Genomic DNA, 14,010 nt, shown 5'->3' with positions numbered 1-14,010 from the left:
TGGTTGTATATCTATTTTATTAAAAGGGAGAAAAAGATGAAATTAACAAAAGTTTTAAGTATGGTAGCAATTGCTAGCTTGGGTTTAACAACTGTTTCTATGGCTGAAGAGATAAAATTAACTGAAGAGCAGATGAAAGATGCCAATCAAGTATATTTTGATAGATGTGCTGGTTGTCATGGAATGCTAAGAAAAGGAGCTTTAGGTCCTACACTTGAAGCAAAAGAGATGAAAACTAGAGGTACTGAGTATCTAAAAACAATAATTCATGAAGGTACACCTGGAGGAATGCCAGATTGGGGAAAATCTGGTGAATTAACAGCTGCTCAAACTGAATTAATGGCAAAATATATTCAAGTAGAGGCTCAAACTCCACCTGAAAAATCTATTGCTGATATGAAAAAATCTCATAAAGTTTTAGTTCCTGTAAAAGATAGACCAACAAAACCTGAAGTTGGTGCTGAAAACTGGAAAGATTATTTCTCAATCATCTTAAGAGATGTTGGACAAATTGCTATTATTGATGGAAAAACAAAGGAGATTAAATCTGTTGTTCCATCTGGATTTGCAACACACATCACAAGAACAGGTGCATCTGGAAGATATATGTATGTTATTGGTAGAGATGGAAAAGCATCTATGATTGATATGTGGATGAAAGAACCTAAAAATGTTGCAGAGATTCAAGTTTGTAACGATGCTAGAGCAATTGACACTTCAAAACATAAAGATTATCTTGATAAATATGCCGTTGTTGGTTGTTATTGGCCACCATCAATTGTTACTTTAGAAGCAGATACACTTGACCCATTAAAAATTGTTTCAACAGGAAGTTATACTTATGATACAAATGAGTATTTAAGAGAAGCTAGAGTCGCTGCAATTATTGCATCTCATGATAAACCAGAGTGGATTGTTAACATTAAAGAGACAGGTCAAGTTTGGTTATATGACTACTCAAATGTTAAAAATCCAAAAGTTACAATGGTTGAAGCTGAGAGATTCTTACACGATGGTGGTTGGGATTTATCAAAAAGATATTTCATGACAGCTGCAAATGCTAGAGATGTTATCTCTGTTATTGATACAAAAGATGGTAAATTAGTTGCAAATATCCCATCTCAAGGAAATAAACCACATCCAGGACGTGGTGCAAATGTTGATCATCCAACTTATGGTCCTCTATGGGCATCTGGACATATTGGTTCAAATGATATAATATTTATTGGAACAGACCCTGTAAAACATCCAAAAAATGCTTGGAAAGTTGTTAAAAAAATTCAACTACCAGGTGAAGGTGGAGGAAACTTGTTTGTAAAAGGACATCCAAATTCACCATATATCTTTGCTGATAGACCTGTTCATCCTGATAGAAAGATACAAACATCATTTTATGTAATTGATAAAAATAAACTTGAAGTTGTAAAAACTATACAAATACCTGAAAAATATCTTCCTTCTGTAAAAGTTGGAGATAAAACAATTGAGTCAAGAGGACCAGTTCACTTTGAATTCAATGCTGATGGTACTGAGGTTTGGACTAGTATTTGGGGTAATAAAGAGGTTGCAACTGCTATTTTAGTTTATGATGCAAAAACATTAGAACTGAAAAAAGCGATTGAAGACCCTAGACTTAAAACACCTACTGGTAAGTTTAATGTTACAAACACTATGAAAGATGTTTATTAAAAAAAGAGTATCAAGCCTTAGGGCTTGATATTTTTATATCTATTTTCTTTGGGGGATCTTATGAAATTCTTATCAAACATATCAAAAGTATCAATTTTTACAATCTTTTTTTTAAGCAATGTTTTTGCACAAATCGATGGAGCTACAGCACATATGGCTGAAGCATTACCTAAAAAAGAGATAGGAAAAGAGTTGTATAATCAATATTGTGCCTCTTGTCATCATGAAAAAAGAGTTGGAATAGATGGTCCACCACTTCTTCCAAATAATCTAAAAAAGTATGATGAAAAAGATTTAGCTTCAAAAATAAAAGATGGTTTTCCACAAACTTTAATGCCCAAATATGATTTTTTATCTCTATACGAATTACATCAAATAGCAAGATACATAAAATCTCCTATTGATGGAGTCTTTTCTTGGGATTTAAATGATATAAATAAATCTATCACTTCATTTAAAGACCCTATAAATCCCTTAAATATAAAAGATAAAGAGCAAATTTTACCAGTAGTTGAAAGAGATGGAAACAAAACTTGGATTATGGAAGATAGAAGAGTTTTGAGTAAATTCCCACTAAATAATATTCACGGTGGAATAAAATTTACTATGGATGCAAAAACTATTTATGTTCCAACAAGAGATGGTTGGATACAAAATTATTCACTTGAAACTGGTCAAAGGATGAATAAAATAAGAGCTTGTATAAATCTAAGAAATATCTCTTTAAGTCGTGATGAGCAAAACTTATTTGCAACATGTCTTTTGCCAGAACAGTTAGTTGTGATGAATCCAAAAACTATGGAAGCAAAAGATATTTTAAAAATAGATGGGAAAATATCTGCTTTATATGAACTATATAGTAAAGATGAGGCTATTTTTACTTTTAGAGATAAGCCATTAATTGGAAGATTAGATACAAAAACAAATGAAATAAAATATATAGATATTAAAGAACCTATAGAGGACTTTTTTATAGATCCTTTTGATGATTTTTTAATAGGAACTGCAAGAGGAGGAGATGTTTTAAGAGTTTATAGCTTAAAAGATAATAGTGTAGTTTTTGAACATGAAATGAAAGGTATGCCACATCTTTTTTCTGCAACATATTGGTATAAAGATGGAAATTTCTATTTTGCAACTCCCCATATAAAAAAATCTTACATAACTATTTGGAAAATGTATGATTGGGAATTTGTAAAAGAAGTAGATATTAAAGGAGATGGTTTTTTTGTAAAAACACATCCAAATACACCATATTTATGGGCTGACAATGGAAGTGATAAATTAGTTTTAATAGATAAAGACGATTATAGTTTAAAAACAATAACTCCAAGAGAGGGAAAAAAATATATTCACACAGAGTATAGTGGAGATGGAAAATATGCATATTTGAGTATTTATGAAAAAAATGGTGAGATAATTGTAATTGATACAAATAGTTTTAAAGAACTAGCAAGTTATGATGCAAATGTACCTGTTGGAAAATATAACTTTATAAATAAAAATAGAGAGTTCTATCCAAGGCTTTTTGGAATAGATATTTTTAAACAAAACTGTAACTCAAAGTTACCTTGTGACAGTTCAAACTTTAATTATTATGAAAATAAAAGTTTTGAAGATTTTAAAAAAACTATTAAATAAGGAAAAATATGAAAAAATTTATAACAGCCTCAATATTTTTAGCTATAAGTTTAAATGCTCAAACTTTAGCAACAGTAAATAATCAAGAGATAAAAGTTGAAGATGTAAACAACTTTTTAAAATCAACAGATCAAAATATGGATTATAATAAACTAGACAATAAAGCAAAAAATCTAACTCTTCATCAAACAATAGAAAAAACTCTTTTAATTCAAGAGGCACAAAAAGAGAACCTTGATAAAACAGAAGAGTTTAAAAATACTATAGAAGATTTTAAGAACTCTTTATTGATAGAATTTTTTATGAAAAATGAGTTTTCAAAGATAGAAATATCAAAAAATGAAGTTGAAAACTACTATAACTCACATTTATATGAATTTCAACAAGATAAAAAATTAAAAGCTAGACATATTTTAGTTGAAAATATTAAAACAGCTTCAGATATTATAAAAGAGCTTGAAAAATCAAAAAACAGAGAGCTTACATTTGTAGAACTAGCTAGTAAAAACTCTATTGATGGTTCAAGACAGAGTGGTGGGGAGTTAGGTTGGTTTTCAAAAGGTGATATGATAGATGAGTTTTGGGATGCAACTTTGAAATTAAAACCTAAAGAATTTACAAAAGAGCCTGTAAAATCGATGTTTGGTTACCATATCATATTTTTAGATGAAATTCAAGAACCTTTAACAATTAAATTAGACCAAGTTTATAGTAATATTGAAAATCAAATAAGAATGGATAAATTTCAATCTGTAATTGATGAGAGAATTAAAAATATAAAAAAAGATGCAAAGATTATAATTAAATAAATTTGCATAAAAAAGGGGTTTATTGTGAGATATTTTTTTATATTGGTTTTACTATTTTGTATAAATCTACAAGCTTCACAAAATGATGGAGAGAAACTTTTTAAAAAGTATTGTTGGGGTTGCCATCATGAAACTTCAATGGCTTTTGGACCATCTTTTAATCAAATTGCAAACCAAAGAGATAGTGGACAAATTATTGCACATATTGTAAATCCAAAAAGTAACTATCAATCTTTAGGATATAAAAGAACTGCAATGCCTGCATTTCCACAACTAAATGCTAAAGAGCTTCAAGATTTAACAAACTTTATTCTAAGCTTCAAGGATAAATAATGTTTAGATTATCAAACCTTATAAAATCAACTCTACAAGAGCAAAAAAGTAGAAGTTTAGATGGAAGTATTATAATTTGGAATATGACAAATCGTTGTAATTTACTCTGTCACCACTGCTATAGCAAAGCTAGTGCAAATGAGAAAGAGAGTTTATCATTAGAAGATATTTTAAAAACTATTCCAAAACTCAAAAATGCTAATATTAATTTTGTAATCTTTAGTGGAGGTGAGCCACTTTTAAGAAAAGATATTTTCGAAATTGCACAATGTATGAAAGATAATAAAATTATGACTTATCTTTCAACAAATGGTACATATATAAACGAAAAAAATGCACAAAAAATTATAGATACTTTTAACTATATAGGTATTTCAATAGATGGAATAGGAGAAGTTCACGACTATTTTAGAGGACAAAAAGGCTCGTATGCTAAAAGTATTGAGGCTATAAAAACTATTCAAAAAAAAGGTGGAAATGCTGGTATTAGATTTACGATTACAAAAGAGACTGAAAGTAGCTTTTATGATATTTTTACCCTTGCTGAAGAGTTAAATGTGAACAAAATATATATCTCTCATCTTGTATATTCAGGTCGTGGAAAAGAGAATCTTGAGATTGACATAAGTAAAGAAAAAAGAAGAGAGTATGTAAATTTTATGATAAATAAGGCATTTGAGTATTATGAAAATGGAAAAGATATAGATATTGTTACAGGAAATATGGAGATGGATGCCATAATACTTTTAAAAGAGTTTGAAAAAAAATATCCAGATTTTGTGAACTCTTTAAAAAATAGATTAAAATCTTGGGGTGGAAATAGTGCTGGAAAAAGACTTGGAAATATGGATTGGAATGGTTTTGTAAAACCAGACCCATTTTTTCCTATGACTATTGGAAACTATTTAGAAAAAGATTTTGATAAAATTTGGTTAGATGATAATAATGAATTACTAAAAAAGCTAAGAGAGTTTCCACGAAATATAAAAGGGAAATGTAGCTCATGCAAATATATAGATATTTGTAATGGTGGTTCAAGAAGTAGAGCTTATGCAATAAGTGGTGATTTATGGGATGAAGATCCATCTTGTTATTTGACTTTAGAAGAGATAAAGGGGTAAAAATGTTAAAAAAAATAGCTTTAAGTCTAATAGTAGCTAGTAGTTTATTTGCTAGTGAAAAAATATTTGTAGTTGAAAGAGAGAGTTCTAGCATAGCTGTTATTGAAAATGATAAATTCAAAAATAGAATGGAGAACTTTAGAAATATGAATCACGGAGTTGTGAAGTTTTATAAAGATGAAGCTTATGCAATTTCAAGAGATGGATATGTTATAAAGTTTGACCCAAAAAAAGAGATTATAGAAGCTGAATACAAAACTAGTAAAAGTGCAATAGGATTTGAAATCTCAGAATACTTTGTAGCTGTTGCAAACTATGATGATAAAAGTGTTGATGTTTTAACAAAAGATTTAAAACCTCTAAAAAAAATAGTTACAAACTCACGAAATGTAGGGATAAAACTATATAAAAACTATATGATTTTTTCTCAAATGGATAGTGACATAATATCTGTTTATAAAGATTTAAATGAAGGAAAAAAAGAGCCAAATTTTGTTTTACACAAAGAGTTTAAAAATGCAGGTGAAATGCCTTTTGATGCTATGCTTCAAGAACAAAGTTATATAATGGGCTTTTTTAACTCTGCTTTTTTTGGAGTTGTTGATTTAGAGAAAATGGAGTATAAAAAAATAGATGTTTTTTTAGATGAAAAAAAACAACAAGTTTTAAAAGTACCTCATTTTGGTTTTTGGAGTTTGAGTAAAGATGAGATTTTTATACCAGCAGTTGGAGATAATAAAGTTTTTGTTTATGATAAAAAATTTAAATTCCTAAAATCAATAGATATAAAAGGAATGCCTGTTTTCACAAGTCTTAGCCCAAATAAAGATTTTTTAGCAGTAACTTTTTCTGGAGAAGATTTTCCATATTTACAAATTCTTGATACAAAAACTTTTAAAGTTATAAAAGAGTATAAATTTGATGGTAAAGTATTACATGTAAGATGGTCAAATGATAAAAATGAACTATATGTAAGTGTAAATGATAGTAATAAAATAGAGGTTTTAGACACAATTACTTGGAAAAATATTAAAACTATAAATGATATTAAAAAACCTTCTGGTATATTTATTTTTGAGGAGAGATAGAGTATGAAAAAAGTATATTTAACTGGTGCAGGACCTGGAGATATTGAGCTTATGACTTTAAAAGCAGCAAGAGTTATAAAAGAGGCAGATGTGATCATATATGATAAACTTGCGAATCCTGAGATATTAGAGATGGCAAAAGATGGAACAGAATTTATATTTGTAGGTAAAGAGTTTGGAAAACATTTAATACCACAAGATGAGATAAATGAGATAATATATCAAGCTTCTCTTAAATACGATCTTGTAGTAAGACTAAAAGGTGGTGACCCTTTTGTATTTGGTAGAGGTGGAGAAGAAGCTCTTTATTTAAAAGAGCGTGGAGTTAAGTTTGAAATAATTCCAGGTATTACTTCAAGCATTAGCGTTCCTGCATACGCAGGAATTCCTGTAACTCATAGAGGAATTACTTGCTCTTTTAGAGTAGTAACCGGTCATGAAGCACCAAATAAAAAAGATACTCAAATAAATTGGGATAGTTTTATTGCAGATGAAACAATAGTCTTCCTAATGGGAATTCATAATATAAAATTAATATCAAAAAAACTAATCAAAATTGGGAAACCATCTACAACTCCTTGTGCTGTTATATCAAAAGGTACAACAAATGAGCAAAAAGTAATTGTTGGAACACTTGAAGATATTGCAGATAAAGCCAAAGAGATTCCAACTCCTGCGATAATCGTTGTTGGAGAAGTTGTAAAATTAAGAGAAGAGTTAAAGTGGTTTGAAGAGTAGGAAACCCTACTTTTCAATTTTAAATTCCAAAAAACTCTTTAACCCAAACTAACTCTTGACTGTTTAAATCTACTCTTTTTAGCTCTTGTTTATCTTTATTTAAAACTATTAAAATATTTCCATCTAGTATTAAGTTATCTTTCCCCCACTCTTTATCAAGTTTATCAGTTATATGAAAAATCTGAGAGTTTTTTGGTTTCTCTTTTTCTCTTCCATCTTTATATACTATTGCTAATCCGCCTGTTCTTTTCTCTATTGTATATGGAAGATACTCTTGCAAAATACCATAAACTCTTTCGTTTTTATTTTCAGGTAAGGAATTTTTAAAGCCAATAAAACCAACTACAAAAAATATAGCAACTAATAATATTAATAAAATATTTTTCTTATTTTTGTCCACTTTTTTTCTCCCATGAATTTATATAATCTTTTACTTTATTGTCAAAATATCGCATTCTCTCTTTTCCTTTTGGAATTGTGCTTCTCAACTCTTTTAACTCTTTTAAAAAATCTTCAACTCCTTCTGGAATTAAATTAGAAAGAAATGTTTTAAAATTTTTTGCAAATGCAGGAGAGCTTCCACTTGTAGAAATTGCAACAGTTAAATCCCCTCTTTTAATATATGAAGGGAAAATAAAATCACAATACTGCTGTAAATCTACACAGTTACAAAGAATCTTATACTCTCTTGTCTCAAAATAGATATCCTCTTGTAGAACAAAATCATCTACAGCAACAATAACTATATCATAACCTTTAGCATCACCTTTTTCATACTCTTTTTGAAAAATCTTAAGACTATGTTTATCTATTAAATCATCTATTTTTTCACTAAAATTTTTTGAAATCAAAGTAATATTTGAAGAAAAATTCAAAAGATGTTCTAACTTTTCTAAAGCTATATTACCACCACCAACTATCAAAATAGTTTTATCATCAAATTTTAAAAAAGCTGGAAAATATGCCACTAAAAATCCTTTTTTTATATATTTTATTCTATCAAAGCTTATGCTATTCTATCTTAATTTAAGTCAATCTATAAAAATTATTATTAAGTTAAAATTTTTTTAATTTAAAATAGGAGAGAAAAATATGACACAAATTCCCCAACTAGAACTAAAAAATGAAGTTCTACTTAGAATCCAAAAAAATTTTCCACTTGCAAAAAAACCTTTTCTTAATATTGCAAATGAACTTCATACAACAGAAGAGAGAGTTTTAGAAATTTTAAATGAAGCAAAAAGAGATGGTATTATAAGACAAACATCTGCTATTTTTGATACAAAAAAGCTGGGGTATAAATCATCTTTAGTAGCATTTGAAATTGAAGAGAAAGATATACCAAATGCTGTAAAAATTTTAAACTCTCATCCTGGAATCTCTCATAACTATGAAAGAAATCACTCTTTTAATATTTGGTTCACTATTGCTATAGCTCCAAATTCTAATTTGGGACTAGAAAAAAGTATTGAGATTTTAGCTAAAAAAACAAATGCAAAAAATTATATAATACTTCCAACTTTAAAATTATTTAAAATTTCAGTAAAACTTGATACTACAAATAAAGAGGAAAAACAAGAGAAATTAATTCAAAAAAGTTTTACAAATCTTGATTTATCAGAGTCTCACTACAAATTTATCAAACTTTTACAACAAGATATAGAGTTTAAAAGTGAGCCTTTTAAATTTATAGTTGATGAACTAAATATTAGCTATGATGAACTTTTTACAACTGTTCAAGAATTTATAAACTCTGGTGTTATGCGAAGATTTGCCTCAATTTTAAATCATAGAAAAGCTGGTTTTAGTGCAAATGCTATGGTTGTTTGGGATATTGATGAAAAAAATTCTCAAAATATAGGAGAAATAGCAGCATCTTTTAGTGCGGTAAGTCACTGTTATTTAAGACCTCAATATCCAAACTGGAAATACAATCTTTTTACAATGATTCATGGTAAAACCGAAGATGATACTCAAAAAACAATAGAAGATATAGCAAATAAAATTGAATATAGAGACAAAATGGCACTATACTCAAGTAAAGAGTTTAAAAAAGTAAGAATTATTTACTTTAGTGATGAGTTTGAAAACTGGGAAAAAGAGAATAATAATTAAAAATGGAGTATAAAATGAAACTTTTTTTTGAACTTGAAATTGCCTATATTTTTATAGCTATATTTTTTCTTATAGTAACAGCTATTGTAACCACAAGAAAATTTTCTCCACCAAATAGCTTTAAAAAAGTTTTTCCACCTGTTTTAATATTTCTAATTATTGCAATTTTTGCTCATTTTAAAGTTACAACTTCAAGAATGGCTGAAGTTGAAAGTGAGTTTTTAAAAGGTGAAACAGTTCTTTGTGAAAATAGAACAAAAAGAGAAGTTTCAAAATCAATTATGATAAATGATAAATTAGGTTGGAATTTAAAAGATAATATATTTTCAAATCCTGAATATTTTAAAAATTTTCATAGCGCAAGATGTGTAAAAATGCTTGAAAATATGAAAAAAGAGTATATAAAATAAGCAACAAATTGCTTATTTTATTAAAATGGTATTTTAACTAGCCTCTTTTTGCCACTTTCTTTTTAGATTATGAATATAAATTATTAGAATAAAAAAGATAGAGGACGTTATTCCCAAAGCTACAAGTAAACTAGTTTCACTAGGTATTGTCTCAAGTAAAATAAGCTTTCTAATTATAACAACAAAAGCTATTTCCAAAAATGTCAAAGAGTAATCAAAACCATTTTTAATAAAAAGAGTTTTTACAATTGCAATTACAATCAAAGTAAAAAGACCATCTGTTAATATAGTCTTAATAGAAGAGAAATTCAAAGCTCCTTGCTCTATAGTAAAAGCTATTAATTTATATCCTAAACTCAACAAACAAACTGCTAAATATATAATCATTATTACAATAAAAATATATTTAAGCATATTTATAACTCTTAAAAGTATAGTATCTACTCTACTTTCTAAAACTTTATCTATACTATTTACTTTAAAAAAAACTCTCTCTATAAAACTCTTTTTCTCTTTTTCATCCATCTTCGACCTTTTGAACACTCACAAAATTTTTTGCGAATAGTATCCAAAAAAAACATAAAAAAATTAATTTTTATCTATTATATCTTTTATGGCATCTATAAAATTATCATTATAATTTACACATTTACAAACTTTATAATCTAATATTCCTAAATCTTGTGAAATATGTCTATATTCAATATCCAGTTCAAAAGTAGTTTCAGAGTTATCAACTATGAAAGATAGTGGATAAATAATAACTTTTTGATCTTTAAAATTTTTTAACATATCTTCAAGAGATGGTTCAAGCCACTTCAAAGGACCAACTTTTGATTGATATGCAAGATTTATTGATTTGAAGTTTATATTTTTATCTTTTAATTTTTGACTTAAAATCTCAACATGCTCAATCATCTGTTTTTCATAAGGATCACCATTATCTACAATTTTTTGAGGTAAACCATGGGCTGAGAATATTAGATTATAATCATCTTTTCCATCTTGAATTCTTTGGATTTCATCTACAATACAACTATTAAATTTATCATTTCTATAAAAATCATATATAGATTTTATTTCAAAACTATTTTTTGCAAACTTAATAAAATCTTCTAAAGATGATTTTGTAGTTGTTGTAGAGTATTGAGGATATAAAGGAAGAAGTAAAACTTCTTCTATACCATCTTTTTTTAAATTTTCAATCACATCTTTTGCAAAAGGTGGAGTATATCGCATAACCTGATATGTTTTAAAATTTTTAATTTTTTCATTACATTTTTCTACTAATTTTTCAGTTAAAGGATTTATAGGAGAACAATTTCCTATAAGCTCATAGTTTTTCCACGCTTCATTTAATCTTTTATTTACAATCAAAGAAGCTACTATTTTTCTTATAAATGAACTTTTTATAGTCAAAATATTTTCATCATTAAACATATTTGTTAAAAACATTTTTAACTCATTTTTATCTCTAGCTCCACCCATATTTAAAAGTATCAAAGCTCTTTTTTTATTTTCCATTTTCCAACCTTATTATTTCATTACTACACCAATAAGCCATATCTATATCGTGAGTTACAAGTAAAATTCCACAATCACTTAGAAGATTTACAATTAATTTCATAGTATCATAAGCAATTATATTATCTAGTGCGGATGTTGGTTCATCTATTAAAAGCAAATCTGGTTTTAATAAAATTGCCCTCAAAATAGAACATCTTTGAAGTTGCCCTCCACTTAATTCATATGGTTTTTTATGTAAAAGTGATTCTTCTAAGCTTAATTTAGACAAAATATTATCAACTTCATCTTTAAAATCTCTGTTTACTACATCTTTTATCTGCTCAAAAATTGTATATGTTGGATGAAAAGAGGAAAAAGGATCTTGAAAAATCATAGCTGTTTTACTTTTTTTTATCTCTCCACTTTTTTGTTTTAAATTTCCTAAAATAAGTTCAAAAAGTGTGGTTTTACCACTTCCACTCTTTCCAAAAATTGTTTTTAATTCACCCTTTTTAAGTTCTAAATCAAAATTTTCAAATATAAAGTTATTTTTTTTGTATCCAAATGTTAGTTTTTTTATCTCTAATACCAAATTAAAACCTCTATTTTTTAATTTTGAAACATTATACAATAAATAGAATGGCTAATTTGAAAAACTAGAGAAATATATTTGAGAAGATAAGATATTTTTAAAAGAGTTAAAGGATCTTAAGTGAAACTTTAAAACTATTTAAAACTAAAATTTATTTATTTTGAAGATATTCTTTTGCAATTTTAATACATAAACCAGACTTCGAACTTGCATCTATTAGGCTTTCACCATTATTTATAAGTCTTAAAAGTACTAACTGTTTTATTTTTATACTAATATTTGTTATTGACATTTTTCTCCTTTGTAATATTTATATTGTCTTAATATGGTTTATAAATAAACCATATTTGACTAGATAGAAGAAACGTTTTTTGCTTGAGGACCTTTTTCGTTTCTACCAATTTCAAAAGACACCTTTTGACCTTCTATTAAATTAACTCGTCCATAACCTGAAGAGTTAACTTCACTATGATGAACAAAAAACTCATCATTTCCATTTTCTATTTGGATAAATCCAAAACCTTTTTCTGTGTTGAACCATTTTACTGTTCCAATATTTTGAGTTGCCATTGCAATTCCTTAAGTTTAATTTACTTCTTATTGAAGTATGTGATGTTTATATAATGAGGAGTTATATTTTTAATAGATGTTCGTATTAACTTTGTAAGTATCAATAAAAGCAAACTAAAGATGTCGTAAAACTCTAATCATCTTTAACGAAAAGATTCTATCTGAAAAAATAGATAAATGCAAACTTTATTATTTACGGTATGATTATGTTTTTTTATAATAGTTTGGCAAGATAATTTAAATATTTTAGTTTAAATACAAACTAATCAGTAACAACTGAATATTTTTTATTTATTACAAACATATATAAAAAATGTAAAATAACTAGATATGGAGATTTTCAACTATCTCTTTTTGTAAAATTACTCTGTTTTAAAATAGAACTAAAAATAGATAAATATAATATTTAAAAAATTTGCTATGCTACACAAGTGGAACTTAGAATGAAAAACATATATATTGTAAGTGATGTTCACGGTTGTTACAAATCACTTTTAGCTTTGATTGAGCAATTTCCAAATAAACAAAACTCTAAAATTGTTTTTGTAGGTGATTTAGTTGATAGAGGAAAAAACTCATATGATGTTGTTAAGTTTGTTATGGAAAATAAATATGATTGTGTAAAAGGTAATCATGAAGAGATGCTTTTAGAGTATGGACCAACAAAAGAAGAGCTTTATTTTAATGATGAGTCAAAACACTGGTTATATAGTTGTGGTGGAGATGAAACATTAACTTCTTATAACAATAAAAAAGAGGAATATTATAAACATTATGATTTTTTAAACTCTTTACCTTTGTATATAGAATATCAAGATTATAAAACAAAAGATAATAGATATTTAGTAGTAAGTCACTCAACTATATCAGATGTTTGGGAACTAAAAGATAGCTCTGATATTATTGATAAAGATATTTTTGAATCTCACATTTTGTGGAGTCGAAAATCAAGTAAAGATATAAAAGAGATTTTTAATGTTTATGGACATACGATTTTTGAAGAGCCAAAAATGAATGAATTTAGCTGTGGAATAGATTTAGGTTGTTGCTATAAAAAAAATCCATCAAAAATCCAAAATCCTAGACTTTGTGCTTTAGAATTTCCAAGTATGAAGCTATTTATTCAAGAAAATATAGAAGATTAAAAGATTACTTAAAATGAAAAAGATTCATATAAATTATAATAAATAATAAAATGATAAAATCATTTAAGATAATGTATTAATTTTGTAAAAGTAGCAATAATAAGTATTATTTCATATTTTAATTGAATATTTTCCTGACTTCGAGACCGTTAAATATTTCGTGTCAAAGTAATTCTGATAGGAGAAATCCTATCACACCAGAACTTAAATTTTAAGTTCACTATCTAATCTTCCTTCAAAAAATATTGCCAGT

Annotated in this window: 17 protein-coding genes; 10 read left to right on the top strand and 7 right to left on the bottom strand. The window is 27.0% G+C overall.

Annotated elements, in window-relative coordinates; all coding sequences use genetic code 11:
* Window positions 1-36: 36 nt before the first annotated feature.
* From AC5LG6_RS05310 to cobA, 7 genes are read left to right on the top strand one after another with little or no spacing between them, the layout of a single operon-like run.
* Window positions 37-1,689, top strand: a complete 1,653-nt coding sequence (locus tag AC5LG6_RS05310; protein WP_141051908.1) for a nitrite reductase — start codon at window positions 37-39, stop codon at window positions 1,687-1,689.
* A gap of 60 nt (window positions 1,690-1,749) precedes the next feature.
* Window positions 1,750-3,330 carry a cytochrome D1 domain-containing protein gene (locus tag AC5LG6_RS05305; protein ID WP_498585891.1) on the top strand — a complete coding sequence of 527 codons (1,581 nt, stop codon included), beginning with the start codon at window positions 1,750-1,752 and terminating at the stop codon, window positions 3,328-3,330.
* Between the two features lie 8 nt (window positions 3,331-3,338).
* Window positions 3,339-4,139 (top strand): peptidylprolyl isomerase, encoded by an 801-nt coding sequence (locus AC5LG6_RS05300; RefSeq protein WP_498585890.1) that lies wholly within the window; start codon window positions 3,339-3,341, stop codon window positions 4,137-4,139.
* 24 nt (window positions 4,140-4,163) lie between these two features.
* A complete protein-coding gene (locus tag AC5LG6_RS05295; RefSeq protein WP_260969554.1) occupies window positions 4,164-4,472 on the top strand; it encodes a c-type cytochrome in 309 nt (102 codons plus the stop codon).
* Window positions 4,472-5,593, top strand: a complete 1,122-nt coding sequence (locus tag AC5LG6_RS05290) for a radical SAM protein (protein ID WP_498585889.1) — start codon at window positions 4,472-4,474, stop codon at window positions 5,591-5,593. Before AC5LG6_RS05295 ends, AC5LG6_RS05290 begins: the two co-directional genes overlap by 1 nt.
* 2 nt (window positions 5,594-5,595) lie before the next feature.
* Window positions 5,596-6,681 (top strand): cytochrome D1 domain-containing protein, encoded by a 1,086-nt coding sequence (locus AC5LG6_RS05285; protein ID WP_498585888.1) that lies wholly within the window; start codon window positions 5,596-5,598, stop codon window positions 6,679-6,681.
* 3 nt (window positions 6,682-6,684) lie between these two features.
* Window positions 6,685-7,419, top strand: coding sequence for a uroporphyrinogen-III C-methyltransferase (cobA, locus tag AC5LG6_RS05280; protein WP_066164914.1), 735 nt, complete (start codon window positions 6,685-6,687; stop codon window positions 7,417-7,419).
* A gap of 19 nt (window positions 7,420-7,438) precedes the next feature.
* On the opposite strand, the gene AC5LG6_RS05275 is transcribed toward cobA, so the two are convergent.
* Complete coding sequence (locus tag AC5LG6_RS05275) at window positions 7,439-7,819, bottom strand: hypothetical protein (RefSeq protein WP_498585887.1); 381 nt, start codon at window positions 7,817-7,819, stop codon at window positions 7,439-7,441.
* Window positions 7,806-8,387 carry a precorrin-2 dehydrogenase/sirohydrochlorin ferrochelatase family protein gene (locus AC5LG6_RS05270; protein WP_066220317.1) on the bottom strand — a complete coding sequence of 194 codons (582 nt, stop codon included), beginning with the start codon at window positions 8,385-8,387 and terminating at the stop codon, window positions 7,806-7,808. Before AC5LG6_RS05270 ends, AC5LG6_RS05275 begins: the two co-directional genes overlap by 14 nt.
* 124 nt (window positions 8,388-8,511) lie before the next feature.
* On the opposite strand from AC5LG6_RS05270, the gene ahbA reads away from it, so the two are divergent.
* Together ahbA and AC5LG6_RS05260 are read left to right on the top strand one after the other, a co-directional pair.
* A complete protein-coding gene (gene ahbA / locus AC5LG6_RS05265; protein WP_498585886.1) occupies window positions 8,512-9,534 on the top strand; it encodes a siroheme decarboxylase subunit alpha in 1,023 nt (340 codons plus the stop codon).
* A 14-nt stretch (window positions 9,535-9,548) separates the two neighbouring features.
* Window positions 9,549-9,944, top strand: coding sequence for a hypothetical protein (locus AC5LG6_RS05260; RefSeq protein ID WP_066163860.1), 396 nt, complete (start codon window positions 9,549-9,551; stop codon window positions 9,942-9,944).
* A gap of 33 nt (window positions 9,945-9,977) precedes the next feature.
* Here the strand turns inward: AC5LG6_RS05260 and AC5LG6_RS05255 are convergent, their stop codons facing one another.
* The 5 genes from AC5LG6_RS05255 to AC5LG6_RS05235 all read right to left on the bottom strand — a co-directional run bounded on the left by AC5LG6_RS05255 (window position 9,978) and on the right by AC5LG6_RS05235 (window position 12,612).
* The gene (locus AC5LG6_RS05255; protein ID WP_066402627.1) at window positions 9,978-10,469 is read right to left on the bottom strand and encodes a hypothetical protein; all 492 of its coding nucleotides are present in this window, start codon (window positions 10,467-10,469) and stop codon (window positions 9,978-9,980) included.
* A 63-nt stretch (window positions 10,470-10,532) separates the two neighbouring features.
* Window positions 10,533-11,468, bottom strand: coding sequence for a ferrochelatase (hemH, locus tag AC5LG6_RS05250; RefSeq protein ID WP_498585885.1), 936 nt, complete (start codon window positions 11,466-11,468; stop codon window positions 10,533-10,535).
* Window positions 11,458-12,042, bottom strand: a complete 585-nt coding sequence (locus AC5LG6_RS05245) for an ATP-binding cassette domain-containing protein (RefSeq protein WP_120987421.1) — start codon at window positions 12,040-12,042, stop codon at window positions 11,458-11,460. The genes hemH and AC5LG6_RS05245 overlap by 11 nt, the downstream gene beginning before the upstream one ends.
* Window positions 12,043-12,193: 151 nt before the next feature.
* Complete coding sequence (locus AC5LG6_RS05240; RefSeq protein ID WP_164071290.1) at window positions 12,194-12,334, bottom strand: hypothetical protein; 141 nt, start codon at window positions 12,332-12,334, stop codon at window positions 12,194-12,196.
* Window positions 12,335-12,393: 59 nt separating this feature from the next.
* A complete protein-coding gene (locus tag AC5LG6_RS05235) occupies window positions 12,394-12,612 on the bottom strand; it encodes a cold-shock protein (RefSeq protein WP_066220302.1) in 219 nt (72 codons plus the stop codon).
* A 443-nt stretch (window positions 12,613-13,055) separates the two neighbouring features.
* Between AC5LG6_RS05235 and AC5LG6_RS05230 the strand changes: the two genes are divergently transcribed.
* On the top strand, window positions 13,056-13,757 hold the full coding sequence (locus AC5LG6_RS05230; RefSeq protein WP_498585884.1) for a metallophosphoesterase family protein: 702 nt from the start codon (window positions 13,056-13,058) through the stop codon (window positions 13,755-13,757).
* Window positions 13,758-14,010: the final 253 nt, after the last annotated feature.

Source organism: Arcobacter thermotolerans, from assembly GCF_983172305.1.
Note: the sequence above shows the minus strand (reverse complement) of the source record. Positions and strands in the feature narration are given on the sequence as shown.

Excerpts from the sequence above, each read along its gene's own strand:
- AC5LG6_RS05310 (WP_141051908.1), top strand. The coding sequence starts at position 37 with ATGAAATTAACAAAAGTTTTAAGTATGGTAGCAATTGCTAGCTTGGGT.
- AC5LG6_RS05305 (WP_498585891.1), top strand. The coding sequence starts at position 1,750 with ATGAAATTCTTATCAAACATATCAAAAGTATCAATTTTTACAATCTTT.
- AC5LG6_RS05300 (WP_498585890.1), top strand. The coding sequence starts at position 3,339 with ATGAAAAAATTTATAACAGCCTCAATATTTTTAGCTATAAGTTTAAAT.
- AC5LG6_RS05290 (WP_498585889.1), top strand. The coding sequence starts at position 4,472 with ATGTTTAGATTATCAAACCTTATAAAATCAACTCTACAAGAGCAAAAA.
- AC5LG6_RS05285 (WP_498585888.1), top strand. The coding sequence starts at position 5,596 with ATGTTAAAAAAAATAGCTTTAAGTCTAATAGTAGCTAGTAGTTTATTT.
- cobA (WP_066164914.1), top strand. The coding sequence starts at position 6,685 with ATGAAAAAAGTATATTTAACTGGTGCAGGACCTGGAGATATTGAGCTT.
- ahbA (WP_498585886.1), top strand. The coding sequence starts at position 8,512 with ATGACACAAATTCCCCAACTAGAACTAAAAAATGAAGTTCTACTTAGA.
- AC5LG6_RS05260 (WP_066163860.1), top strand. The coding sequence starts at position 9,549 with ATGAAACTTTTTTTTGAACTTGAAATTGCCTATATTTTTATAGCTATA.
- AC5LG6_RS05255 (WP_066402627.1), bottom strand. The coding sequence starts at position 10,469 with ATGGATGAAAAAGAGAAAAAGAGTTTTATAGAGAGAGTTTTTTTTAAA.
- hemH (WP_498585885.1), bottom strand. The coding sequence starts at position 11,468 with ATGGAAAATAAAAAAAGAGCTTTGATACTTTTAAATATGGGTGGAGCT.
- AC5LG6_RS05240 (WP_164071290.1), bottom strand. The coding sequence starts at position 12,334 with ATGTCAATAACAAATATTAGTATAAAAATAAAACAGTTAGTACTTTTA.
- AC5LG6_RS05235 (WP_066220302.1), bottom strand. The coding sequence starts at position 12,612 with ATGGCAACTCAAAATATTGGAACAGTAAAATGGTTCAACACAGAAAAA.
- AC5LG6_RS05230 (WP_498585884.1), top strand. The coding sequence starts at position 13,056 with ATGAAAAACATATATATTGTAAGTGATGTTCACGGTTGTTACAAATCA.